This window comes from Streptomyces sp. NPDC020192 (genome assembly GCF_044388685.1).
Classification (GTDB): domain Bacteria; phylum Actinomycetota; class Actinomycetes; order Streptomycetales; family Streptomycetaceae; genus Streptomyces.
This window is the reverse complement of sequence record NZ_JBIRXG010000012.1, coordinates 261,013-280,711: the sequence shown is the minus strand read 5'-3', so window position 1 is coordinate 280,711 and position 19,699 is coordinate 261,013. Positions and strand designations below refer to the sequence as shown.

Sequence of the window (19,699 nt, the reverse complement as noted above, 5' to 3'; positions counted from 1 at the left end):
CACAGGGGACGGAGGCCTCTTATGACGCCCGGGAGCCGGAAAGTCGCCGTGGTCGGGGTGGCCCTCTCCGACTGCGGACGCGTGGCCGACGCCACGCCGTACACCCTGCACGCGCAGGCGGCCCGCCGCGCCCTCACGGACGCGGGCCTGGACCGGACGGTGGTCGACGGCTTCGCCTCCGCCGGTCTCGGCACGCTGGCCCCGGTCGAGGTCGCCGAGTATCTGGGCCTGCGCCCGACCTGGGTGGACTCCACCTCGGTCGGCGGCTCGACCTGGGAGGTGATGGCGGCGCACGCGGCGGACGCGATCGCGGCGGGCCATGCGAACGCCGTCCTGCTCGTCTACGGCTCCACGGCCCGCGCCGACATCAAGGCGGGCCGGCGGACGGGCGAGCTGTCCTTCGGCGCGCGCGGTCCTCTCCAGTTCGAGGCCCCCTACGGGCACACCCTGATCGCCAAGTACGCGATGGCCGCCCGCCGCCACATGATCGAACACGGCACGGTCATCGAGCAGTTGGCCGAGGTGGCCGTGCAGGCCCGGGCCAACGCGGCACTGAACCCGCAGGCCATGTTCCGCACCCCGATCACGGTGGACGACGTCCTGGCCGGGCCGCTGATCGCCGACCCCTTCACCAAGCTGCACTGCTGCATCCGCTCGGACGGCGGCGCGGCGGTCCTGCTGGCGGCCGAGGAGTACGTACGGGACTGCCGTACGACCCCCGTCTGGATCCTCGGCACCGGCGAGCACGTCTCGCACGCGGCGATGTCCGAGTGGCCGGACTTCACGGTCTCCCCGGCGGCGGTCAGCGGCCGCCTCGCCTTCGGGCGGGCCGGGGTGGGGCCGGGCGAGATGGACTTCGCGGAGATCTACGACGCCTTCACCTACATGACCCTGGTGACCCTGGAGGACCTGGGCTTCTGCGGGAAGGGGGAGGGCGGGGCGTTCGTGGAGAAGGGTCGGCTGCTGGTGCGCGGCGGGGAGCTGCCGGTGAACACCGACGGGGGCGGCCTGTCGGCCCAACACCCCGGCATGCGAGGACTGTTCCTGCTGGTGGAGGCGGTACGGCAGCTGCGCGGGGAGGGAGGGGAGCGGCAAGTGCGCGGCCGGGACGGGGACTTGCCCCGGCTGGGGGTCGCCTCGGGGACCGGGGGGTGGTTCTGCTCGTCGGGGACGGTGGTGCTGGGCCGGGAATGAGGGCGCACCGGGTGATACTCGCCCCATGCCACAGCACGATCTCCACGAGCTGCTCCGGTCCCTGCGGGTCTGGGCCCCAGAGACGACCGAGCTACGCCCCTTCGACCCGGACTCGGCCCCGCCGACCCCGCTCGCGCTGTTCACCGGCTGGTTCGCGGACGCGGTGGCGGCCGGGCAGTCGGAGCCGCACACGATGTCACTGGCGACCGTGGACGAGGAGGGGCGGCCCGACGTACGGATCGTGATGCTGCACGGCGCGGACCCGGACGCCTGGACCTTCGCCACGCACCGCACCAGCCGCAAGGGCCGCGCCCTGGCCGCCCACCCGTACGCGGCGCTGGCCTTGTACTGGCCGGTGCTGGGCCGCCAGGTGCGGGTGCGCGGCCCGGTGACGGCGGCGCCCTCGACGGAGAGCCAGGCCGACCTGCACGCCCGCTCGACGGGCGCACTGGCCGCGGCGCTCACCGGCCGGCAGAGCGAGGAGCTGCCCTCGGTCGAGGAGCTGCGCCGCGCCTCGGAGGAGGCCTGGGACCGCGCCCGCGCGAACCCGGCCGAGCCGTCCCCGACCTGGACCCTGTACCGACTGCACCCCGAGACGGTGGAGTTCTTCCAGGGCGATCCGGACCGACGGCACGTACGCCTGGAGTACCGGAGCACGGAGTTCGGGTGGAGCAGGACGCTGCTCTGGCCGTAACGGTCAGTCGATTTGGACTTCCTCGCGCACACCACCAGCCGGGGTCCAGCTGAGGATCCCTCCCACGAACCTGTTGGACCGGTCCACAGGGGAAGGGCCGCTCTCGTCCGAAAGCGGGTATCCCATCCGGCTGCGCTCCCAGCCGTGCTGTGCCCAGTAGTCACGGATAGCCCCGTGCACTTCGTGGGCATCGGTGTCAGGGGTCCAGTAGATCGAACCGTTCTCGAAGTGGTTGTAGCGCCCGATGTCGTCCGGAGTGCCGGTCTCGTCGGTCAGCGGGTAACCCAAGAGACCCTCAGGCCCGCCGAGTTGTGCGTAGTGGTCACGGATCGCACCGTGCACTTCGTGGGCACCGGTCTGCGGCGACCATTCGATCGTTCCGTTCTGGAAGTCGCGTGAACGGCCGCGCCCGTCAGGATTGGGAGCCTCGTTGATTCCCCCACCGGCATCCACCGGAGGCCCGATCCACTGGATTGTCTGCCATTTGTCGTCGATCGGAGACATCGTCTGACCCCGTTCCGGTTCCGGCCCTGCGTGGTCGCATGGCCCTTCGGACTACTTCCATCGCAGCACTCCTCGCCGAGCGCGGCAACCGCAAACGGGAGTTGCGGCGCCGTCGGCTCAACACGCTCCCACCGTGGGCGTTTGTCAGGCCTCCGCCACCAGTTCCCGCACCAGCCTGACCAGATCCGGGATCGCCGGATGCGTCGGAGCACCCCGGTGCCAAGCCAGCAGCAGCGGCACCGGCGGGGCGTCCGTCAGCGGCCGGAAGGCGATCGCCGGATGCGTGTGCACCCCCGGTGTCGCCGTCGTCGTGATGCCCGCGGCACGGCCGGCCGCGATGGCCGTCAGCCACTCGTCGGTGTTGGTGACCTCGATCGTCGCCGTGGGCCGCGCCCCGGCGGGCCAGAGGTCGAGCGTGGTCGTGCCGGCCACGGTGTTGAGGGCGATGGGCCACGACGCCAGGTCGGCGAGGGACAGCTCGGCGCGGGCGGCGAGGTCGCTGTCCGCGGGGACGACCGCGATCCGCTCCTCCTCCAGCAGCAGCTCGGTCCCGAGCCCCGGCGCCGTCACCGCGCCCCGCAGCAGCGCCACGTCGACCTTGCCCCGGGTCAGCCCGGCCGTACGGTCGTCGACGCGGCGCAGCTGGAGCGGCACATCGGGGTGCTCCTCGTCCCAGCGGCGCAGCAACGGGACGGTGAGCCCGCCGAGCGCCGCCCAGGGGTGCCCGAGCCGCAGCGGCAGCGTGGTGAGCGTGCCGGGGTCGAGGGCGGTGTCCACGGCGGCCAGCGCGGCGGCGGCCCGGTCCAGGAACCGGTGCCCGGCGGGCGTCAGCTCCAGGTGGTGCGTGGAACGGTCGACCAGACGCACCCCGAGATGGTTCTCCAGCTGGCGCAGGGTGCGGGACAGCGCGGGCTGGCCGATGTGCAGCCGGGCCGCGGCGCGCGTGATCGTGCCCTCCTCGGCGATGGTGAGGAAGGCCCGCAGATGGCGCAGCTCGATGGTCATGCCTGTCAAGCATAAGCGCGGTTCGATCGGCATTTCACGGGCCGCGTGCGGCTTCCTAGCGTGGGGCCATGACGAACCTGACCTCCCGGGCAAAGACCCCGGCGCCGCAGCCGGCCATGCCGCGGATCACGGGTGTCGGCACCGGCAGCCTCACCGGCATCGGGCTCATGCTCTCCGGGGCGCTCTCGGTGCAGTTCGGCTCCGCCTGCGCCGCGCTGCTCTTCCCGCGGGCCGGGGCGCTCGGGGTGGTGGCGGTGCGGGTGACGCTCGCGGCCGTACTGCTGCTGGCCGTGTGCCGGCCCCGCCTGCGCGGGTACGGCCGTGGCGACTGGGCGGTGGTGGTCGGCTTCGGGCTGGCGCTCGGCGGCATGAACCTCCTCTTCTACCAGGCCATCGACCGGATGCCGCTGGGCCCGGCGGTGACCCTGGAGGTCCTCGGCCCGCTGGCCCTGTCCGTGGTGGCCGCGCGCCGGGCGGTGAGCCTGCTGTGGGCCGGGCTGGCGCTCGCGGGCGTGCTGCTGCTCGGACAGGAGGGGCTCGGGCGGCTGAACCCGACGGGCGCGGCGTTCGCGCTCGGCGCAGGGGCGCTGTGGGCGGCGTACATCGTCCTCAACTCCCGTACCGGCGCCCGCTTTCTCCGCCTGGACGGGCTGGCCCTGGCGATGGCCGTGGCCGCCCTGCTGAGCCTGCCGCCGGGCGTCGCATCCGCCGGGACCACGCTGCTTCAGCCGCGGGTCCTGGGCCTCGGTCTGGCCGTCGCCCTGCTCTCCTCGGGCCTGCCGTACACCCTGGAACTCCTGGCCCTGCGCCGCCTGCCCGCCGCCACCTTCGCCGTCCTGACCAGCCTCTCCCCCGCCCTCGCCGCCCTGGCCGGCTTCCTGGTCCTGGACCAGACCCTGTCCCCCGCGCAGTGCCTGGCGATCACGCTGGTGATCGCGGCGAGCGCGGGGGCGGTACGGTCGGGTCGCCGTCAGCCTCCCTCCGTCCCGAACCCCCACACCGCGAAGTCCGCCACCGGCCGGTAGCCGATCCGCTGGTACAGGCCGTTGCTCGTCGGATTGGCAAGATCGGTGAAAAGGACGACCTCCGCAGCCCCCGCCTCCCGCGCGACCCGGCTCACCTCCACCGTGACCGCGCCCGCGTAGCCCCGGCCGCGCAGCTCGGGCGGGGTGTAGACCGGGGCGACGCGGACCTGGCCGGCGCTCGGCGGGGTCACTCCGGCCAGGGAGACGGGGGTGCCGTCCGGGGTCTCCCAGAGGGTGATGCCGCCTTCGGCGATGCGGGCATCGGCCCACCGGGCCGGGTCCTGGCCGACGCCGTGGCCGGTGTCCTCGTCGAACGCGAGCTTCCAGCGGATCAGCAGCTCGCGGTCGACGGGCTCGGCGATCCGCGCCCGCCCCTCCGGCCGGGGCTCGGGAAAGGTCAACTCGCCGAGCCGGTACAGCCGTTGAAGCTGAGTGACCGTGCCCGCCGTGCCGGTGCGCCGCTGCCAGGCCGCCGCGAAGGCCTCCGCCGTCTCGAGCGGTCCGGAGAGCCCGGGGACCGGATGGTCCAGCTCTGTGAAGCGGGCTGCGAGCGCGTCGGCCTGCTGCGGGGTGAGCGCGGTGACATGGACGTGGAAGGGCGGCGTGTGGATCAGAACCGCGCGGACCACGCCGTCGTCCAGGATGCCGAAGACGGCATCCTCTGGGCCGAAGTAGTGCGCTCCGCGGCGCCGCAGCGCGTCCGTCACGCTCAGCGCCACCGTGTGCAGCGCCGGGCGGGAGTGCAGGAAGTCGCCCGCGCGGGCGAGGAACTCGTCGAGGTCTTCGGTGAGATACCAGTTCTCGGGGCTCATGCGCCCCCATGATCGGGCTCAGCCACCGGGCTCGAACACCGGTTTTCCGTCCCGGTACGTCACCCGCAGCGCCATCCCGGCCGCCGGCGCGCCCTCCGCACAGTTCACGATCTCCGTCATCATCCGCGGCCCCTCCGCCAGGTCGACCACGGCGGCGACGTACGGCGTGCGCTCACCGAAGGGCGGCAGGTCGTTCCGGTGGACCGTGGACCAGGTGTAGAGGACGGCCCGGCCGCTCGCCTCCTCCCAGGTCACGTCCTCGCTCCAGCAGTGCGGGCAGAACTCGCGCGGGTAGTGGTGGGCCCGGCCGCACGCCCCGCAGCGCCGGATCAGCAGCCGGCCCTCCGCGGCCGCCTCCCAGTACGGACGCGTGAAGGCGTCGATCTCCGGCAGGTCGGCACGCATCAGAACCACCCCAGCCAGGCATCCAGCGACCAGCTCTGCCAGGACATCCCGAAGAAGCCGACCACACAGATCAGCGCCATCATCGAGTTCTGCCCCTGCTCCGCCCAGTCATGGATCATCAGCACGAAGTAGATGAGGTTCAGCAGCAGGCCGCCGATCAGCGCCACCGGGGTCAGGAAGCCGAGGACCAGGCCGAGGCCGAGGGAGAGTTCGGCGTACGCGACGACGTACGCCATCAGCTTCGGACGCGGCTTCACCGTCGCCTCGAAGCCACTCCGCACCACCGCCCACCGGTGTTTCTCCGCGATCTCCGCCGCCCACGCGATCCCGCTGCCCCGCTCGAACCAGGCCTTCTTGTCCTTGTGCCGCCAGCTCTCCAGCCACCACAGCCCGAGGCCGATCCGCAGCACCGCCAGCCACTGAGCGCCGTCCAGCCCTATGGAGTCCATGGATCTGACGGTACGTCAGATACCGCGTAAAGCCCACCCGTGAGTCCACTGCACCAAGAAGGGGCGGCCGGCCCACCCCACACGTTCCCTCCGGATCCATGTGGGCTACGTCACCTGTCGCGCCCACTTCTCCACACACGTGATCAATCCGCAACCAATTCCGGTCTTGACCGAGACCCATCAAGCGGGTGGGTGATTACGCTCCGAGCATGACCGACTCCCGTTCCGCGTCCGCACCGCTCTCCGCCACCCCCGCCGACCGCCCGGTCTACGTCATCGGCGCGGGTCCGGGCGGTCTGGCCGCCGCGTACGCGCTGCGGGCGCGGGGCATACGGGCGGTGGTCCTGGAGAAGGCGGACGGGGTGGGCGCCTCGTGGCGGGGCCACTACGACCGCCTCCGGCTGCACACGACCCGGCGGCTGTCCGCGCTGCCGGGACTGAAGATCCCCCGGAGGTTCGGGCGTTGGGTGGCCCGGGACGACGTGGTGCGCTACCTGGAGAAGTACGCCGAGCGCCACGAGCTGGAGATCGTCACCGGGGTCGAGGTGTTCCGGATCGAGAGGGCGGCGGACGGCTGGCTGCTGCACGCCTCCGGCGGCCGCGAGCTGACCGGCAGCGCGGTGGTCGTCGCCACCGGCTACAACCACACCCCGTCGCTGCCCGACTGGCCGGGCCGTGACGAGTACACCGGCGAGCTGCTGCACGCGGGCCGCTACCGCAACGCGCAGCCGTACGCGGGCCGTGACGTGCTGGTCGTCGGGATCGGCAACACCGGCGCCGAGATCGCCGTGGACCTGGTGGAGGGCGGGGCCGCGCGGGTACGGCTGGCCGTGCGCACCGCCCCGCACATCCTGCGCCGCTCGACGCTCGGCTGGGCCGCCCAGTACACGGGCGTGCTGGTACGACGGCTGCCGGTGGGCCTCGTGGACCGGCTGGCCGGACCGTTCGCGAAGGCGACCATGCCGGACCTCACGGCCCACGGGCTGCCACGCCCGGACACCGGCCTGTACAGCAGGGTCAGGCAGGGGGCGATCCCGGTGCAGGACGTCGGCCTGATCGACGCCGTGCGCACGGGCAAGGTGGAGATCGTGGCCGCCGTCGAGTCCTTCGAGGACGGGAAGGTGGCTCTCGCCGACGGCAGCCGGATCGAACCGGACGCGGTGATCGCGGCGACGGGATACGCACGGGCGCTGGAGGGGCTGGTCGGGCATCTCGACGTCCTCGACGGGCGCGGCAGACCGGTCGTGCACGGCGGCCGTACGCCCGCGCAGGCGCCCGGTCTCTACTTCACCGGGTTCACCAACCCGATCAGCGGCATGTTCCGGGAGATGGCGCTGGACGCCGGGAAGATCGCGAAGGCGACGGCCAGACGTCTGCGCTGACAGGGGCTCGCACCCGCCGGTAACTTTGAATGTCCGACCAGTTCCTGACAGTGCGTCAGTTCAGTAATCTGACACTGCGTCAGTTTACTTGTGCTGTCTCACAGGAGCGGGCGGACCGATGCTTGGATCAACCCACGGCACCCTCACCACCGACTCCCGCCGGGCCCGGGTCATCGCCTGCGGCGAGCAGCGGCCCGGACCCGTCGTCCACGACCGGGTCGACGACCTGGATGTCAGCGGGCGCCCGCTCTACGCGGACGTACCGGACCTCACCCGCTTCTTCCGGCCCGAGTCCGTCGCCGTGATCGGCGCCTCGGACGTGGCGGGCCGGCCGAACACCGGCATCACCCGGCAGCTCCTGGCCTGGGCCGAACGGATGGGGGCGCGGGTGCACCCGGTGCATCCGACCCGCCCGTCGGTCTTCGGCATCCCCTGCGCCGCCTCCGTCGCCGAACTGCCGCCCGGCCAGGTCGATCTGGCGGTGCTGCTGGTGGCCGATCCGCTGCCGGTGATCGAGGAACTGGCCGACGCGAAGGTGAGGTTCGCGGTCGCCTTCGCCTCCGGCTTCGCCGAGACCGGCGAGGCGGGCGCCGAGGCGCAGGAGCGGCTGGCGGACGCGGTGCGCCGTTCGGGGATCCGGCTCCTCGGCCCGAACACCAACCTGAACGCCTTCGAGCACTTCCGCGAGGACCTGACCGGCCCGGCGATCGCACTGATCACCCAGTCCGGCCATCAGGGCCGCCCGGTGTTCGCGCTCCAGGAGCTGGGCATCCGGCTCTCCCACTGGGCGCCCACCGGCAACGAGGCCGACCTGGAGACCGCCGACTTCATCTCCTACTTCTCCGAACAGCCCGAGGTCGGCGCCATCGCCGCGTATGTGGAGGGCCTGAAGGACGGCCGCGCCTTTCTGCTGGCCGCCGACCGCGCCGCCCGCCGCGGGGTGCCGGTGGTCGCGGTGAAGGTGGGCCGCACCGAGACCGGGGCGCGTACGGCCGCCTCGCACACCGGCAAGCTCACCGGTGCCGACGAGGTGGTGGACGCGGCGATGCGCCAGTACGGCGTCGTACGCGTCGACGGACTCGACGAACTCCAGGACACCGCGACCCTGTTGGCGCGGGCGCGGGCTCCCCTCGCGGACGGGGTCGCCGTGTACTCGATCTCCGGCGGCACCGGCGCGCATGTCGCCGACCTGGCCGCCGGGCTGGGGCTGCGCCTGCCGCGTCTGTCGGACGAGCGGCAGGCCGAGCTGCACCAGTGGATCCCGGAGTACCTGAGCGTGGCCAACCCGGTGGACAACGGCGGGCATCCGGTGGGCGACCGGCGCGGCCGGAAGATCATCGACGCGCTTCTCGCCGACCCGTCGATCGGGGTCCTGATCTGCCCGGTGACCGGCCCGTTCCCGCCGCTGAGCGACAAGCTCGTCCAGGACCTGGTGGCCGCCGCCGAGGAGACGGACAAGCTGGTGTGCGTGGTGTGGGGCTCACCGGTCGGCACGGAGCCGGCGTACCGCGAGACCCTTCTGGGCTCCTCCCGGGTGGCGACGTTCCGCACGGTCGGCAACTGCCTGACGGCCGTCCGCGCCTGGCTGCATCACCACGCCTTCGTACGTGAGTACCGCTCCCCCTTCGACGAGGCCCCCCGCACCCCCTCCCCCTCCTTCCGCAAGGCGGAGGCGCTGATGCGGCCGGGCCGGCAACTGAGCGAGCACGCGGCGAAACAGCTGCTCCGCGCCTACGGCATCCGGGTCCCGCGCGAACAACTGGTGACCAGCGCGGCGGCGGCCGTACGGGCCGCGGCCCAGGTCGGCTACCCGGTGGTGATGAAGGCCTCCGGCGACCGGATCGCCCACAAGACCGAACTGGGCCTGGTGAAGATCGGGTTGACGTCGGCCAGCCAGGTCAGGGACACCTACCGCGAGTTGACGGACATCGCCCGCTACGAGGGGGTCTCGCTGGACGGGATCCTGGTGTGCCAGATGGTCGAGCAGGGCGTGGAGACGGTCGTCGGGGTGACGCACGACGACCTGTTCGGGCCGACGGTGACGGTGGGCCTGGGCGGGGTGCTGGTGGAGGTCCTGCACGACGCGGCGGTCCGCGTCCCGCCGTTCGGCGAGGACCAGGCCCACGCCATGCTCGCCGAGCTGCGCGGCAGCGCCCTGCTGGACGGGGTCCGGGGCCGCCCGCCGGCCGACCGCGACGCGCTGGTGGAGGTGGTCCTGCGGGTCCAGCGCATGGCACTGGAACTCGGCGACCACATAGCGGAGTTGGACATCAACCCGCTGCTGGTCCTGCCCCGGGGACAGGGCGCGGTCGCGCTGGACGCGCTGGTGGTGTGCCGATGACGCCGGGGATCACGCACGAGGTGCAGGACCACGTCTCGTACGTCACCCTGTCCCGCCCTGAGTCCCTGAACGCCCTCACCCCGGACCTGCGCGACCGGCTGATCGAGCTGTTGGCCGGGGCCTCGGCGGACCCGGAGATCCGGGCGGTGGTCCTGACCGGCACCGGGCGGGGCTTCTGTGCGGGGGCGGACCTGCGAGGCAGCGCCGGCACGGGGGAACGGCTTCCCGGGGACGTGGCCCGGGTCCTGCGCCTGGGTGCCCAGCGGCTGATCGCGGCCGTACTGGACTGCGAGAAGCCGGTGATCGCCGCGGTGAACGGCACGGCGGCGGGCCTGGGCGCCCATCTGGCGCTGGCCTGCGACCTGGTCCTGGCCGCCGAGTCGGCCCGCTTCATCGAGGTGTTCGTACGCCGGGGCCTGGTGCCGGACGCCGGAGGGGCGTACCTCCTGCCCCGCCTCGTCGGCCCCCACCGGGCGAAGGAGCTGATGTTCTTCGGAGACCCGCTCCCGGCGCCGGAGGCGGAGCGGCTGGGCCTGGTCAACCGGGTCGTACCGGACGGCGACCTGGAGAAGACGGCCCGCGCGTGGGCGACCCGCCTGGCCACCGGCCCCACCCGGGCCCTCGCCCTGACCAAGCACCTGGTGAACACCTCCCTCGACGCGTCCCGTGCGACCTCCTTCGCGGCGGAGGCCTGGGCCCAGGAGATCAACATGACGACCGAGGACGCCCAGGAGGGCCTGCGGGCGTTCGTGGAGCGGCGCGGGCCGGAGTTCCGGGGGCGGTGAGGGTCAGGTCTCGGCGCGGTCCAGGATCCGCAGGGTGCCGGCGTCCGGATCGCCGAAGAGGACGAACAGCCGGGGGGCGGACGCGGTGCCGCTGACCGACCAGTGGGTGTCGAGGCCGCAGTCGCCGTCCAGGTGCAGGAGGACGCCGGCGCGGCCGGTGCTGTGCGCGTCGGCGTCGGGCTGCCAGGTGCCGGAGCCGGCACACACGGTGTAGCCCTGGTCGGATGCCCCGTAGCCGTCCGCGGTCCGGGTCGGCAGTGCGCGGGCGCGGGCCCGGCCGTCGGGGTCGAGACGCAGCTCGGCGCCGTTCTCACCGCGCCAGACTCCGGCGAGCTGGGTGGCGGTCAGTCTGGGCGGCCGGTACTCCTCGATCAGGCCGGTCACGATGGCCAGGGCCCCGCCGCCGAAGGCCAGGGCGAAGAGGCCGGCACAGGCGAGTGCCGAGCGCCACCACAGGCCCCACTGCGACCACCTACGCGTGCGGACGTGGGTGACGGTGAGCGTCGGCAGCACGCCGAGGCCGGTGAGGACCGCGGCCGTGGTGGCGAACGGCCAGTGCCACAGCGCCGTCGTCACCGCCCCCCAGCCGACGGCCGTGGCCACCGCTCCGGCCGGCCGCCAGGCCCACTCGGGCCCGCCGAACCGGCGGAGCGCCGGCCGGGCGAGCGCGAGTGCGGGCAGCGTCAGCACGAGCGAGACGAACAGGCCCAGCAGCGGAAGCAGCAGCGGCGCGAAGACCAGCAGGAGCGCCGGCCCGAAGGCGCCGCCGGTGCCCGCGCCGTACTGGTCCTGGGTGACACTGAGGACGAGCCACAGCAGCCCGGCCGTCGGCAACTGCGCCGCGTTCACCGGGATCGCCGCGGCCACCTCACTCCGCAGCGTCCGGTCCGCGGCCCGGCCCCCCTCGCGTACGTCCTCCCAGCCCATGATCGCAGCCTATGAGCCGCCTGTACGGGGCACTCCGGCAGGCTTCCCATCTGACGTACCGTCAGCTTCAATGGAAGGCGTGATGGGACACGCAGGGGCGGCGGCCGCCGCCGTCCGGTATCTGGGGCCGAGGGCCGTGGAGCCGTTGCCGCGGCCGGAGTTGCGGTGCGTCCGGGAGGGCGAGCGGGCGCCGATGGAGGCGGGGGAGTTCCGGCGGGTGCTGGGTCACTTCGCGACCGGGGTCACGGTCATCACCGCCCCGGCGGCCGAGGGCGGGGCGGGCCCCGCCGGGTTCGCCTGCCAGTCCTTCTCCTCCCTCTCCCTCGAACCGCCCCTGGTCTGCTTCCTGGTGGGCCGTACGTCGGCCACCTGGCCGCGCATCGCCCGCGCCGGCGTCTTCTGCGTCAACGTGCTCGGCGCCGGCCAGGGGGCGCTGTGCCGGGCCTTCGCGGTGAGCGGCGCGGACAAGTTCGCGGGGGTGGCGTACGACGCGGCGCCCGTGTCCGGCTCGCCGCGGCTGGCCGGTGCGGCCGCCTGGATCGACTGCACGATCCACGCCGTGCACACCGGGGGCGACCATCTCATCGTCGTGGGCCGGGTGGACGCCCTGGGCACGGCCGGGGACGGCGATCCGCTGCTGTTCCATCGGGGGCGGTTCGCGCGGCTCGACGCGCGGGGGTGAGGGGCCGGACGGAGCTTCAGCGCCGCGCGTGGCGGATCTTGAGCCGTCCGAACTCCATGGCCCCGGAGATGCGGATGGTCGGCCCGCCGGGGCGGGAACTCCGCCGGGTCCTGTAGCGCACGTCCTTCCACCCGGTGTGCAGCCCCTCGACCTCGACGATCGCGTCGCGAGGCACCGTGATCCTGGCCCCGCCGGTGCCGAGTCGCAGCTCGATGTCGACGACCGGATGCTCGATGACCGCCCGGGACAGATCCAGGCGCACCCTTCCGAACGCCGACTCGACCTTGAGGACCCGGGGTACCCGCCACACGCCGCCCCGCCGGATCCGTCCGCCGGCGGCGCCGATCGCCGACGTGGCGGCCGGCTTCTCCTCCGGGAGCGAGGTCAGGGCCACCGCGAGGTCGCCGTGCGTCTTGGCGGTGAGCACCCGGTCGAGACGTTCGTCCATCTCCTCGTGCGAGATGCGCTCATCGGCGTACGCCTCCTGCAGGCGCCGCACGGCCGTCTCACGGTCGTCCTCGCTGAGCGGGGTCGACGGATCTTCCGACGAAGAGGTCACCGTTGCACTCTAGTGCCGCACCGAAGGGGCGAACCACGGCACCGGCACGGCTCGTTGCAGGGAGTCGCCCGGATCGCTCGCGCCGCCCCGGGACGCCCTAGGCGGGCGATACGGCGAGCCCGGTGGACGCCGAGCCGCGACGGATCACCAGGGACATCAGGGCCGCCGCCGCGCACAGGGCGCCGGAGGCGTACCAGACGAGGTCGTAGGAGCCGAAGACATCGCGGGCGACACCGCCGAGGTAGGCGACGAGGGCGGCGCCGATCTGGTGGGAGGCGAGGACCCAGCCGAAGACGATGGCGCTGTCCTCGCCGAACTGCTCCCGGCACAGGGCCAGGGTGGGTGGGACGGTGGCCACCCAGTCGAGGCCGTAGAAGACGATGAAGAAGAGCATCGGCGGGTGGACGGACGGGCCCAGCAGCATCGGGAGGAAGAGCAGCGACAGGCCGCGCAGGGCGTAGTACACCGCCAGCAGCCGGCGCGGCTCGAAGCGGTCGGTGAACCAGCCGGAGGCGATCGTGCCGACCACGTCGAACACCCCGATGACCGCGAGCAGCGAGGCCGCCGTGGTGACCGGCATGCCGTGGTCGTGCTCGGCGGGCACGAAGTGGGTCTGGATCAGGCCGTTGGTGGAGGCACCGCAGATCGCGAAGGTGCCGGCCAGTAGCCAGAAGGTGCCCGTGCGGACGGAGGTGGACAGCACCTTGAGCGTACGGCGGGCCGCGCCCGTCACCGGAGCCGGCTTGGGGACGAACTCCTTCGCCCCGTACGGCGCCACGCCGATGTCCGCCGGGTGGTCGCGCAGCAGGATCCAGACGAACGGGACCACGGCCAGGGCCGCCAGGGACACCGTCACGGCCGCCGGACGCCATCCGTGGTGCTCGGACAGCCAGGACAGCAGCGGCAGGAAGATCAGCTGGCCGGAGGCGGACGCGGCGGTGAGGATGCCGCTGACCAGGCCGCGCCGCTCGGTGAACCAGCGGTTGGTCACCGTCGCCGCGAAGGCGAGCGCCATCGAGCCGGAACCGAGGCCCACCAGCAGGCCCCAGCACAGCCACAGCTGCCAGGCCGCCGTCATCCACACGGTCAGACCGGACCCGGTCGCGATCACGATCAGCGCGACGGCGACCACCCGGCGGATGCCGAACCGGTCCATCAGCGCGGCGGCGAACGGGGCGGTGAGGCCGTAGAGCGCGAGGTTGAGGGAGACGGCCGCGCCGATCGTGCCGCGCGACCAGCCGAACTCCTGGTGCAGCGGGTCGATCAGCAGACCGGGCAGGGAACGGAAGGCGGCCGCACCGATGATCGTGACAAAGGTGACGGCGGCGACGAACCAGGCGCGGTGCACGCGATGGCTCCGGACGGGCGGAGCGGCCTGGGCGGGGGCTGCGGCTGGGCTTGTCTGAGTCACGTCACACAGCTTCCGGTCTCCGGTCCGGCACATCGAGTGGCCCGGAGGACAGCATTCGCTAGGATCGGGCCATGACTGTCGCTGAGGGTTCTGAGGCTTTCCGGCCACACCGTGTCGTCGTCCTCGCGCTCGACGGCCTCCTCCCCTTCGAACTGGGCATCCCGCACCGCATCTTCGACCGCCCCAAGGACGAGCGGGGCCGGCATCTGTACGAGGTCGTGACCTGCTCGGTACGGCCGCCCGGCCTCGTCGAGACGGACGCCGACTTCGCCATCCACGTCCCGCACGGCCCCGAGGCGCTGGCCGAGGCCGACACGGTGATCGTCCCGGCGTCGTACGAACTCGGCCCGGTCTTCGAGGAGGGCCGGCTGACCGGGGAACTCGCCGCCGCCCTCGCCCGCATCCGCCCCGGCACCCGCCTCGCCTCCATCTGCACCGGCGGCTACGTCCTCGCCGCCGCCGGCTACCTCGACGGCCGCCCGGCGACCACGCACTGGGCCCACGCAGAGCACTTCCAGCGGCTGTTCCCGCGGATCGAGGTGGACGCGGACGTGCTGTTCATCGACGACGGCGACGTGCTGACCTCGGCCGGGGTGGCCTCCGGGATCGACCTGTGCCTGCACATGGTGCGCCGTGACTTCGGCACGGCCGTCGCCAACGACGTGGCCCGGCGCACGGTCGTACCGCCGCACCGCGACGGCGGCCAGGCCCAGTACATCGAACGCCCCGTCCCGGACCCGCAGTTGGCGACCACGACCGCCGCCCGCGCCTGGGCGCTCGGCCGGCTGCACGACCCGATCCAGCTGCGCGACATGGCCGCACAGGAGGCCATGTCGGTCCGCACCTTCACCCGCCGCTTCCGCGAGGAGGTCGGCGTCAGCCCCGGTCAGTGGCTCACCCAGCAGCGGGTCGAACGCGCCCGCCACCTCCTGGAGACCACCGACCTCTCCATCGACCAGGTCGCCCGCGAGTCCGGCTTCGGCACGGCCCAGTCGATGCGCCAGCACCTCCAACAGGCCCTGGGCGTGACCCCGACGGCATACCGGCGCACGTTCCGGACGACGGCCAACGTCGTTTTCTAGGGATACGGCTCAGAACGTCAGCACCGCCCGCGCCACCCGCCCCGCCTCCGCGTCCGCCCGGGCCTTCTCGAAGTCCTCCACCGGATACACCGCCGTCACCAGCTCGTCCAGCATGAGCCGCCCCTGGCGGTACAGCTCGGCGTACAGGGCGACGTCCCGCTGGGGGCGCGAGGAGCCGTAGCGGCAGCCCAGGACGGACTTGTCCAGGTACAGGGAGGAGACGAGGAAGGACGCCTCGGCCGTGGCGGGCGGGACCCCGAGGAGGATCGCCTGGCCGTGCCGGTCGAGGAGGTCGATCGCCTGCCGGATCAGCTCCACCCGGCCGACGCACTCGAAGACGTGGTCGGCGCCCGTGGGCAGGATGTCCCGCACGCCCTCCGCCGAGGTCAGGAAGTCGGTCGCGCCGAACTGCCGGGCCATCTCCTCCTTGCCCGGGTCGGCGTCCACGGCGACGATCCGCAGCGCCCCCGCGAGCCGCGCCCCCTGCAGCACGTTCAGCCCGATCCCGCCGGTCCCGATGACGACGACGCTGTCCCCCCGGTCCACACGGGCCCGGTTCAGCACCGCACCCACCCCGGTGAGCACCCCGCACCCGATCAACGCGGCGGACCGGAGCGGGAGTTCCCTGGGGATCCGTACCGCCTGGACGGCCTTGACGATCGTGCGTTCCGCGAAGGCCGAGTTGGACGCGAACTGGTACACCAGGTCCGCCGTGCCCCGCGTGAAGGGCTTCCCGGGGCGGCCGATGGCCTGCCGGCACATGGTCGGCCGGCCCCGGTCGCACTCCGCGCAGGCGCCGCAGTTGGCGAGCGTGGACAGCGCCACATGGTCGCCGGGCGAGACATGGGTGACCCCCGCGCCGACCGCCTCGACCACCCCGGCGCCCTCGTGCCCCAGCACCACCGGCACGGGGAAGGGAATGGTGCCGTCCACCACGGACAGATCGCTGTGGCACAGCCCCGCCGCCGCGATCGCGACCAGCACCTCACCGGCCCCCGGCTCCCGCACCGCGAGATCGTCCACGACCCGCACCCGCTTGCCGTCGAACACCACTCCACGCATCACACGGCTCCCTTGGGCTCTCTGGGCAGACCGAGCACGCGCTCGGCGATGATCGTGCGCTGGACCTGGTCCGAGCCGCCGTAGATCGTGTCGGCCCGGGAGAAGAGGAAGAGGTGCTGGTCCGCGTCCAGTTCGTACGGCGCCGTGGCCGACCAGTCCGCCGGCCCCACGGAGGCGGCCGCACCCCGGACCCCCACCGCCAGTTCGCCCAGCCGCTGGTGCCAGCCCGCCCAGAGCAGCTTGGCCACGCTGGGCGCGCCCGGATCACCGGAGCCGCCGAGGGTGCGCAGGGCGTTCCAGCGCATGGTCCGCAGCTCGGCCCACTGCCGTACGAGCCGCTCCCGTACGACGGGATCCCGCACGGCCCCCGTCGCCACGGCGACCCGCACCACCCGCCCCAACTCCTCGGCGAACCCGATCTGCTGGGCGAGCGTCGACACCCCCCGCTCGAACCCGAGCAGACTCATGGCGACCCGCCAGCCCTGCCCTTCACCGCCCACGACATGCTCCACGCGTGCGTGTGCCCCGTCGAAGAAGACCTCGTTGAAGTCACTGGTGCCGGTCATCTGCCGGATCGGCCGCACCTCGATACGGCCCGGCTGGTCCATGGGCACGAGCAGAAAGCTCAGCCCATGGTGCCGCCGGGAATCCGGCTCGGTACGGGCCAGCACGAAACACCAGTCGGCCTCGTGCGCGAGCGAGGTCCAGATCTTCTGTCCGCTGATCCGGTACCGCTCCCCGTCCCGCACGGCCACGGTCCGGATCCCGGCCAGATCGGACCCGGCCCCGGGCTCGCTGTACCCCTGGCACCAGAGCTCCTCCCCGGCGGCGACGGGCGGCAGGAAACGGTTCTTCTGCTCTTCGGTGCCATGCGCGACGAGGGTGGGCCCGAGCAGGTTCTCCCCGATGTGCCCGGACCGCGCCGGCGCCCCCGACCGCGCGTACTCCTCGGCCCAGGCGACCTGCTGGGTGAGCGTGGCGGTCCGGTTCCCGTACCCGGCCTCGGCCCACCCGAGCCCTATCCAGCCGGCGGCGCCGAGGGTGCGTTCCCATGTGCGCTTGTGAGACGTCTGGTTGACGTGGGATGCCAGCCATTCCCGGGCCTCACGACGAAACGCGTCATCCTCTTCACTGAACCCGAAATCCATAAAAACCGCCTCAGGTCAAACGCGCCCCGAAGGGGCGCGGGGAACTGCGCGACAAGCCACGACGAACCCGCACCCGCCGAACCACAACACACCCCGAGCTACTGGGCGTTCGGCCGAGTACCACTCCGCGCCGCCTCTTCCATCGCCAAAAGCTGGGACAGCATCGGCATCGGGTCCACCCCAACCGACCCCGGCAGAAACTCCGCAATCCGTTCCGGCGTCCAAGGCCTCTCCCCGTAGACCGAACGGAGTTCCCGCGGCTGCGCCCACACCGCGATCTTCGGCCCCGCGATCGTGTACACCTGCCCGGTGATGCCCTGCGCGGCGGCCCCGTCGGACAGCAGGTACACCACCAGCGCGGCCACGTCCTCCGGCTCGCCGATCTCCGTCAGCTCCATGGGGACGCCGGCCGACATCCGCGTACGGGCCACGGGGGCGACGGCGTTCGCGGTGACCCCGTACTTGTGCAGTCCGAGGGCCGCGCTGCGGACCAGCGAGATGATCCCGCCCTTCGCCGCGCTGTAGTTGGCCTGGGACACGGACCCCTGGTGGTTGCCGCTGGTGAAGCCGATCAGCGTGCCGGAGCGCTGCCGGCGCAGCACCGCCGAGGCCGCCCGGAAGACGGTGAACGTGCCCTTGAGGTGGGTGGCGACGACGGGGTCCCACTCCTCCTCGGTCATGTTGAACAGCATGCGTTCGCGCAGGATGCCCGCCACGCAGACGACCCCGTCGAGACGGCCGTACGACGTCACCGCCGCATCCACGACCCGCTGCCCACCGGCCATGGTGGAGATGTCGTCGGCGACGGCGACCGCCTCACCACCCCCCGCCTCGATCTCCTTGACGACCGCCTCGGCGACCTCGCTCGTCGGCGAGGTGCCGTCGGTGGAGACCCCGTAGTCGTTGACGACGACCTTGGCCCCCTCGGCCGCCGCCGCGAGCGCGACCGCGCGTCCGATGCCGCGTCCGGCACCGGTGACGGCGACGACCTTGCCTGCCAAGAAGTTCCCCACGTCCGGCCCCTTCCCGCGGTTTCTGACGGTCCGTTAGATTTTATGGCCCGTCGGTCGCACGGACACAAGCCCCGGGGAGGCACCGGATGGCACTGCCGGAGGAGTTCCACGAGATCGCCAAGCGCGTGAACAACTGGGGGCGTTGGGGGGCGCACGACGAGATCGGCACCCTGAACCTCATCACCGACGAGGCCGTGCGCGAGGCCGCCGGGTGCGTCCGTACCGGCCGCCGCGTCCCGCTCGCGCTCCCGCTCCGGCAGGACGGGGTGCAGACCGGGATGATCCCCGGCCGGGTCAACCCCCTGCACACCATGGTGCAGATCAACCAGGAGCTGTTCGGGCCCGGCACGGTGGCGTGCAGCGACGACGCCGTGACGATGGGCCTGCAGGCGGGCACGCACTGGGACGCGCTGACCCATGTCTCGCACTCCGGGAAGCTCTACAACGGCCGCCCGGCGCACACGGTCACCGCGCACGGCGGGGCCGAGTTCGGCGGGATCGACAAGGCGCGGCACATCGTCGCGCGCGGGGTGCTGCTGGACGTGGCACGCGCGCGTGGCGTGGACCGGCTGGAGGGAGGGCACGCGGTCACGCCCGAGGACCTCGACGCGGCCGAGGAACTCGCCGGTACGACGGTCCGCTCCGGCGACGTCGTGCTCGTACGGACCGGGCAGGTGCAGGTGTATCTGGCCGGGGACAAGCACGGGTACGGCTATCCGTCGCCGGGGCTGTCCGTCCGTACGCCGGAGTGGTTCCACGCGCGCGATGTCGCCGCCGTCGCCAACGACACGCTCACGTTTGAGATATTTCCGCCCGAGATCGACAATCTGTGGCTGCCCGTGCATGCGCTGGACCTGGTGGAGATGGGGATGCTCCAGGGCCAGAACTGGAATCTGGAGGAGTTGTCCACAGCCTGTGGAGAAGAGGGACGGTACGCGTTCCTGCTGTCGGCGATGCCGGAGCCGTTCGTCGGCGCGACGGGCACACCGGTGGCGCCGGTGGCGATCCTGTGAGTCAACGGCGGCAGTGGCAGCCCGAACTGGGACCGGATGGCGGCGCGCCTCCCCCCACGGGCGCGTCTCCCCCACGGCCGTGCGCACACGCCGCCATCCGGTGCGACCCACACTCGACGAGGGCCGCCGTCACCCTGACCCTCGTCGTCCCCTCGCGGCGAATCGACGCCACCAGGGTGTTCAGGCGGTCACGTGACGTCAACGCC

Annotated in this window: 20 protein-coding genes; 9 read left to right on the top strand and 11 right to left on the bottom strand. The window is 72.6% G+C overall.

What is annotated here, in order from left to right; genetic code table 11:
- The first annotated feature begins 21 nt into the window (after positions 1-21).
- Together ACH47Z_RS24295 and ACH47Z_RS24290 are read left to right on the top strand one after the other, a co-directional pair.
- Positions 22-1,194 carry a thiolase C-terminal domain-containing protein gene (locus ACH47Z_RS24295; protein ID WP_399076968.1) on the top strand — a complete coding sequence of 391 codons (1,173 nt, stop codon included), beginning with the start codon at positions 22-24 and terminating at the stop codon, positions 1,192-1,194.
- A gap of 25 nt (positions 1,195-1,219) precedes the next feature.
- The gene (locus ACH47Z_RS24290) at positions 1,220-1,888 is read left to right on the top strand and encodes a pyridoxal 5'-phosphate synthase (RefSeq protein WP_399076966.1); all 669 of its coding nucleotides are present in this window, start codon (positions 1,220-1,222) and stop codon (positions 1,886-1,888) included.
- 3 nt (positions 1,889-1,891) lie between these two features.
- Here the strand turns inward: ACH47Z_RS24290 and ACH47Z_RS24285 are convergent, their stop codons facing one another.
- The gene (locus ACH47Z_RS24285; RefSeq protein ID WP_399076964.1) at positions 1,892-2,392 is read right to left on the bottom strand and encodes an LGFP repeat-containing protein; all 501 of its coding nucleotides are present in this window, start codon (positions 2,390-2,392) and stop codon (positions 1,892-1,894) included.
- Positions 2,393-2,536: 144 nt separating this feature from the next.
- Complete coding sequence (locus tag ACH47Z_RS24280) at positions 2,537-3,397, bottom strand: LysR family transcriptional regulator (protein ID WP_399076962.1); 861 nt, start codon at positions 3,395-3,397, stop codon at positions 2,537-2,539.
- Between the two features lie 68 nt (positions 3,398-3,465).
- On the opposite strand from ACH47Z_RS24280, the gene ACH47Z_RS24275 reads away from it, so the two are divergent.
- On the top strand, positions 3,466-4,422 hold the full coding sequence (locus ACH47Z_RS24275) for an EamA family transporter (RefSeq protein ID WP_399076960.1): 957 nt from the start codon (positions 3,466-3,468) through the stop codon (positions 4,420-4,422).
- Here the strand turns inward: ACH47Z_RS24275 and ACH47Z_RS24270 are convergent.
- The 3 genes from ACH47Z_RS24270 to ACH47Z_RS24260 are packed head-to-tail and all read right to left on the bottom strand — an operon-like array spanning position 4,368 to position 6,088.
- Positions 4,368-5,234, bottom strand: coding sequence for a GNAT family N-acetyltransferase (locus ACH47Z_RS24270; protein ID WP_399076958.1), 867 nt, complete (start codon positions 5,232-5,234; stop codon positions 4,368-4,370). The genes ACH47Z_RS24275 and ACH47Z_RS24270 overlap by 55 nt on opposite strands.
- Before the next feature lie 18 nt (positions 5,235-5,252).
- Positions 5,253-5,639, bottom strand: coding sequence for a Zn-ribbon domain-containing OB-fold protein (locus ACH47Z_RS24265; RefSeq protein WP_399076956.1), 387 nt, complete (start codon positions 5,637-5,639; stop codon positions 5,253-5,255).
- Positions 5,639-6,088, bottom strand: coding sequence for a DoxX family membrane protein (locus tag ACH47Z_RS24260; protein ID WP_399076954.1), 450 nt, complete (start codon positions 6,086-6,088; stop codon positions 5,639-5,641). The genes ACH47Z_RS24265 and ACH47Z_RS24260 overlap by 1 nt, the downstream gene beginning before the upstream one ends.
- Before the next feature lie 209 nt (positions 6,089-6,297).
- Between ACH47Z_RS24260 and ACH47Z_RS24255 the strand changes: the two genes are divergently transcribed.
- The 3 genes from ACH47Z_RS24255 (at position 6,298) to ACH47Z_RS24245 (ending at position 10,596) form a co-directional block, all read left to right on the top strand.
- The gene (locus ACH47Z_RS24255; protein ID WP_399076952.1) at positions 6,298-7,470 is read left to right on the top strand and encodes a flavin-containing monooxygenase; all 1,173 of its coding nucleotides are present in this window, start codon (positions 6,298-6,300) and stop codon (positions 7,468-7,470) included.
- A gap of 118 nt (positions 7,471-7,588) precedes the next feature.
- Complete coding sequence (locus ACH47Z_RS24250) at positions 7,589-9,811, top strand: acetate--CoA ligase family protein (protein WP_399076950.1); 2,223 nt, start codon at positions 7,589-7,591, stop codon at positions 9,809-9,811.
- Positions 9,808-10,596: an enoyl-CoA hydratase/isomerase family protein gene (locus ACH47Z_RS24245; protein WP_399076948.1), complete on the top strand. Its 789-nt coding sequence runs from the start codon at positions 9,808-9,810 to the stop codon at positions 10,594-10,596. The genes ACH47Z_RS24250 and ACH47Z_RS24245 overlap by 4 nt, the downstream gene beginning before the upstream one ends.
- Positions 10,597-10,599: 3 nt before the next feature.
- Here the strand turns inward: ACH47Z_RS24245 and ACH47Z_RS24240 are convergent, their stop codons facing one another.
- Positions 10,600-11,523, bottom strand: a complete 924-nt coding sequence (locus ACH47Z_RS24240; RefSeq protein ID WP_399076946.1) for a hypothetical protein — start codon at positions 11,521-11,523, stop codon at positions 10,600-10,602.
- Between the two features lie 82 nt (positions 11,524-11,605).
- Here ACH47Z_RS24240 and ACH47Z_RS24235 point away from each other — a divergent pair, with 82 nt between their 5' ends.
- Positions 11,606-12,205, top strand: a complete 600-nt coding sequence (locus ACH47Z_RS24235; RefSeq protein ID WP_399076944.1) for a flavin reductase family protein — start codon at positions 11,606-11,608, stop codon at positions 12,203-12,205.
- Between the two features lie 16 nt (positions 12,206-12,221).
- On the opposite strand, the gene ACH47Z_RS24230 is transcribed toward ACH47Z_RS24235, so the two are convergent.
- Positions 12,222-12,764, bottom strand: coding sequence for a DUF1707 domain-containing protein (locus ACH47Z_RS24230; RefSeq protein ID WP_399076942.1), 543 nt, complete (start codon positions 12,762-12,764; stop codon positions 12,222-12,224).
- A gap of 97 nt (positions 12,765-12,861) precedes the next feature.
- A complete protein-coding gene (locus ACH47Z_RS24225) occupies positions 12,862-14,175 on the bottom strand; it encodes an MFS transporter (RefSeq protein ID WP_399076940.1) in 1,314 nt (437 codons plus the stop codon).
- Between the two features lie 71 nt (positions 14,176-14,246).
- Between ACH47Z_RS24225 and ACH47Z_RS24220 the strand changes: the two genes are divergently transcribed.
- A complete protein-coding gene (locus ACH47Z_RS24220) occupies positions 14,247-15,257 on the top strand; it encodes a GlxA family transcriptional regulator (RefSeq protein WP_399076938.1) in 1,011 nt (336 codons plus the stop codon).
- A gap of 9 nt (positions 15,258-15,266) precedes the next feature.
- Here the strand turns inward: ACH47Z_RS24220 and ACH47Z_RS24215 are convergent, their stop codons facing one another.
- The 3 genes from ACH47Z_RS24215 to ACH47Z_RS24205 all read right to left on the bottom strand — a co-directional run bounded on the left by ACH47Z_RS24215 (position 15,267) and on the right by ACH47Z_RS24205 (position 18,480).
- Positions 15,267-16,319 carry a Zn-dependent alcohol dehydrogenase gene (locus ACH47Z_RS24215; RefSeq protein WP_399076936.1) on the bottom strand — a complete coding sequence of 351 codons (1,053 nt, stop codon included), beginning with the start codon at positions 16,317-16,319 and terminating at the stop codon, positions 15,267-15,269.
- Positions 16,319-17,467, bottom strand: a complete 1,149-nt coding sequence (locus tag ACH47Z_RS24210) for an acyl-CoA dehydrogenase family protein (RefSeq protein ID WP_399076934.1) — start codon at positions 17,465-17,467, stop codon at positions 16,319-16,321. The genes ACH47Z_RS24215 and ACH47Z_RS24210 overlap by 1 nt, the downstream gene beginning before the upstream one ends.
- A 98-nt stretch (positions 17,468-17,565) precedes the next feature.
- Positions 17,566-18,480: an SDR family oxidoreductase gene (locus tag ACH47Z_RS24205; RefSeq protein ID WP_399076932.1), complete on the bottom strand. Its 915-nt coding sequence runs from the start codon at positions 18,478-18,480 to the stop codon at positions 17,566-17,568.
- 86 nt (positions 18,481-18,566) lie between these two features.
- On the opposite strand from ACH47Z_RS24205, the gene ACH47Z_RS24200 reads away from it, so the two are divergent.
- Positions 18,567-19,493, top strand: a complete 927-nt coding sequence (locus tag ACH47Z_RS24200) for a cyclase family protein (RefSeq protein WP_399076930.1) — start codon at positions 18,567-18,569, stop codon at positions 19,491-19,493.
- Positions 19,494-19,699 lie beyond the last annotated feature (206 nt).

What these genes read in the sequence shown, in the direction of transcription:
- ACH47Z_RS24295 (WP_399076968.1), top strand. Translation starts at nt 22, where the DNA reads ATGACGCCCGGGAGCCGGAAAGTCGCCGTGGTCGGGGTGGCCCTCTCC.
- ACH47Z_RS24290 (WP_399076966.1), top strand. Translation starts at nt 1,220, where the DNA reads ATGCCACAGCACGATCTCCACGAGCTGCTCCGGTCCCTGCGGGTCTGG.
- ACH47Z_RS24285 (WP_399076964.1), bottom strand. Translation starts at nt 2,392, where the DNA reads ATGTCTCCGATCGACGACAAATGGCAGACAATCCAGTGGATCGGGCCT.
- ACH47Z_RS24280 (WP_399076962.1), bottom strand. Translation starts at nt 3,397, where the DNA reads ATGACCATCGAGCTGCGCCATCTGCGGGCCTTCCTCACCATCGCCGAG.
- ACH47Z_RS24275 (WP_399076960.1), top strand. Translation starts at nt 3,466, where the DNA reads ATGACGAACCTGACCTCCCGGGCAAAGACCCCGGCGCCGCAGCCGGCC.
- ACH47Z_RS24270 (WP_399076958.1), bottom strand. Translation starts at nt 5,234, where the DNA reads ATGAGCCCCGAGAACTGGTATCTCACCGAAGACCTCGACGAGTTCCTC.
- ACH47Z_RS24265 (WP_399076956.1), bottom strand. Translation starts at nt 5,639, where the DNA reads ATGCGTGCCGACCTGCCGGAGATCGACGCCTTCACGCGTCCGTACTGG.
- ACH47Z_RS24260 (WP_399076954.1), bottom strand. Translation starts at nt 6,088, where the DNA reads ATGGACTCCATAGGGCTGGACGGCGCTCAGTGGCTGGCGGTGCTGCGG.
- ACH47Z_RS24255 (WP_399076952.1), top strand. Translation starts at nt 6,298, where the DNA reads ATGACCGACTCCCGTTCCGCGTCCGCACCGCTCTCCGCCACCCCCGCC.
- ACH47Z_RS24250 (WP_399076950.1), top strand. Translation starts at nt 7,589, where the DNA reads ATGCTTGGATCAACCCACGGCACCCTCACCACCGACTCCCGCCGGGCC.
- ACH47Z_RS24245 (WP_399076948.1), top strand. Translation starts at nt 9,808, where the DNA reads ATGACGCCGGGGATCACGCACGAGGTGCAGGACCACGTCTCGTACGTC.
- ACH47Z_RS24240 (WP_399076946.1), bottom strand. Translation starts at nt 11,523, where the DNA reads ATGGGCTGGGAGGACGTACGCGAGGGGGGCCGGGCCGCGGACCGGACG.
- ACH47Z_RS24235 (WP_399076944.1), top strand. Translation starts at nt 11,606, where the DNA reads ATGGGACACGCAGGGGCGGCGGCCGCCGCCGTCCGGTATCTGGGGCCG.
- ACH47Z_RS24220 (WP_399076938.1), top strand. Translation starts at nt 14,247, where the DNA reads ATGACTGTCGCTGAGGGTTCTGAGGCTTTCCGGCCACACCGTGTCGTC.
- ACH47Z_RS24215 (WP_399076936.1), bottom strand. Translation starts at nt 16,319, where the DNA reads ATGCGTGGAGTGGTGTTCGACGGCAAGCGGGTGCGGGTCGTGGACGAT.
- ACH47Z_RS24210 (WP_399076934.1), bottom strand. Translation starts at nt 17,467, where the DNA reads ATGGATTTCGGGTTCAGTGAAGAGGATGACGCGTTTCGTCGTGAGGCC.
- ACH47Z_RS24200 (WP_399076930.1), top strand. Translation starts at nt 18,567, where the DNA reads ATGGCACTGCCGGAGGAGTTCCACGAGATCGCCAAGCGCGTGAACAAC.